The sequence below is a fragment of the Xanthomonas sp. BRIP62415 genome (genome assembly GCF_003993515.1).
GTDB classification, from domain to species: Bacteria; Pseudomonadota; Gammaproteobacteria; order Xanthomonadales; family Xanthomonadaceae; genus Xanthomonas; species Xanthomonas euroxanthea.
In genome coordinates this window covers 1-2255 of the sequence record NZ_QEZH01000016.1, presented here as the reverse complement: position 1 = coordinate 2255, position 2255 = coordinate 1, and the positions used below count along the sequence as shown (strand labels likewise).

General features: G+C 64.7%; 1 protein-coding gene. It reads right to left on the bottom strand.

The window, feature by feature from the left end:
- Window positions 1-2255: condensation domain-containing protein (locus EO141_RS05785; RefSeq protein WP_164739087.1), on the bottom strand; the 2255-nt coding region annotated here is incomplete at both ends.

Genomic DNA, 2255 nt, shown 5'->3' with positions numbered 1-2255 from the left:
ACAGCGTGGCGTAGTCCAGCACGGTTTCGCCCTGCAGGGCGATCGCCTGTGGCGGATGCGCCTGCAGACGCGCAAACAGGTCGGCGCTGCAGTGGCGAGCCACCGGCAGTGCCTCCTGCAGTTGCGCAGGCGCGAACAATGCAGCCAGCGCAACGTCCGGTGCGGACAGCACTGCCTCCAGCGTGTCGCGGTACTGCGCGCAGATCGCTTCGATGCGTGCGCGCTCAAATACGTCCGATGCGTACTCGGCCACGAGCAACAGTTCATCACCGCTCTCGACCATGTTCACCGTGAGGTCGAACTTGGCGGTCCGGTGCGGCAGCGGCTCCATCACTGCGGCATGTCCCCCGAACCGAATCGGCTGGCTGGCCTCTTCGGCAGTCTCGTAGGAAAACACGATCTGGAACAGGGCCGAGCGCTGCATCCGCTGGCTGGGCGTCAGCCGTTCGACCAACTGTTGGTAAGGTACGCCCTGGTGCGCCTGTGCCTCCCGCGAGACACGCTTTGCCATCCGGACCAACTGTCGGAAGCTGTCCGCCTCGTTCACGTCCAGCCGCATCACCAGCATGTTGACGAAAAAGCCCACCAGCGAATGGGTTGCGACGTCTTCGCGATTTGCGGTGGGCGTGCCCACGCTGACCTGCTGGCGTCCGCTCCAGCGTGCCAGGCATGCAGCAAAGGCGGCCAAGGACACCGCGTAGCGGCTGGCCCCCTCCTCCCGCGACAGGCCGCGCAGGGCATTGGCCAGCCCATCCGGCAACGCCAGCATCAGCGTATCGCCCTCACCGGTCGGCGCATCGGTGGCCGGACGATCCAGTGGCAGTGTGGCGAGATCCTGAGCATCGGCCAGCTGCTGCTGCCAATAAGCAATGTCCGCATCATCGTCACCACGCACGCGGCTGTGCTCCCATGCCGCAACATCCAGATAGCGCAACGGCAGGCTTGGCAGTGCCGGTGCACGACCTTGGTCAGCAAAAGCAGCGTATGCCGTGGACAGTTCGCCGAGTACGATGCCCATCGACCAGCCATCGCTGGCGATGTGATGCAGGTTCAGCAGCAACACGGTCCGCTGATCGGGCATCTGGAACACATCGCTGCGCAGCATGCGCCCTTGTGCGAGCCGGAACGGTACGCGGATGCACTGCTGCAACGTGGTTGCCAGAACACCTTCGGCATCTTCAACCCGCAGGTGGCGCAGGTCGTGCACACCGAGGTCCACCTCCCCGGCGGGATGAATCCGTTGCACCGGTTCTCCATTGACTAGGTGGATACCGGTACGCAGGATGGCATGGCGCTCCACCAGCCACTCCAGTGCCCGGCGCAGCGCAGACAGACCCAATGCCGCGTCGATCCGATACGCATACGGCATGTTGTATTGGCTGGACGCGGGGTCCAGCAGTTGCAGAAACACCAGACGCGACTGCGCAAACGACAGCGGACCTTCATCGTCAGGGTGCACCGACAGCGGCAGCGTCGCCTGCAGCAGGTGCGTCGACGGGGGCTGGGCCTGTCCGCGATACTCCAGCGCGCCTTCGGCATCCACCTGACGACAGAACGCTTCCAGCTGCGGATGATCGAGCAGCACGACCAGGGCGACATCGGCACTGAACAGGGCATTGAAGCGGGCAATGAAGCGGATCGCTGCGATCGAGTGCCCACCGACCGAGAAGAAGTCGTCGTCCAGGCCGATCTTCGTCCGCTGGAACTGTTCTTCCCAGAGCGTGGCCACTGCCTGTTGCAGCGCGGTTTCCGGCGTGCGATGAGTCTGCTCGGTTGCCTGATCGGACAGCGCGGCTAGGATCGCAGCATGGTCGACCTTGCCCGACACCGTCAACGGCACAGCCCTCGTCACCAGCAAGCGGCTAGGCACCATGTAGGCCGGCAGTCGCTGACGCAGCGCTGTCAGCAATGCGGAGGCGTCGGCTGCGTCTGAGACGGCGGCGCAGGCATAGACCATGTCGCTTGCGCCGGGTTGGCGATGCACGCCCGCAACCACGTGAGTCACACCCTCCAAGGCGAGTAGGGTCTTCTCGATCTCGCCCAGTTCGATGCGGTGGCCGTTGAGCTTGATCTGCCGATCACTGCGGCCCAGGAACAGCAACCGGCCATGGATGTCGTGCCGACCTAGATCGCCGCTGGCATACAGACGGCTGCCCGCAGCACCGAACGGATTGGGCACGAAGCGCTCGGCGGTGGCGGCGGCACGGCCGACATAGCCATAGGCCAGGCCGCTACCCTCGATGTACACCTGGCCC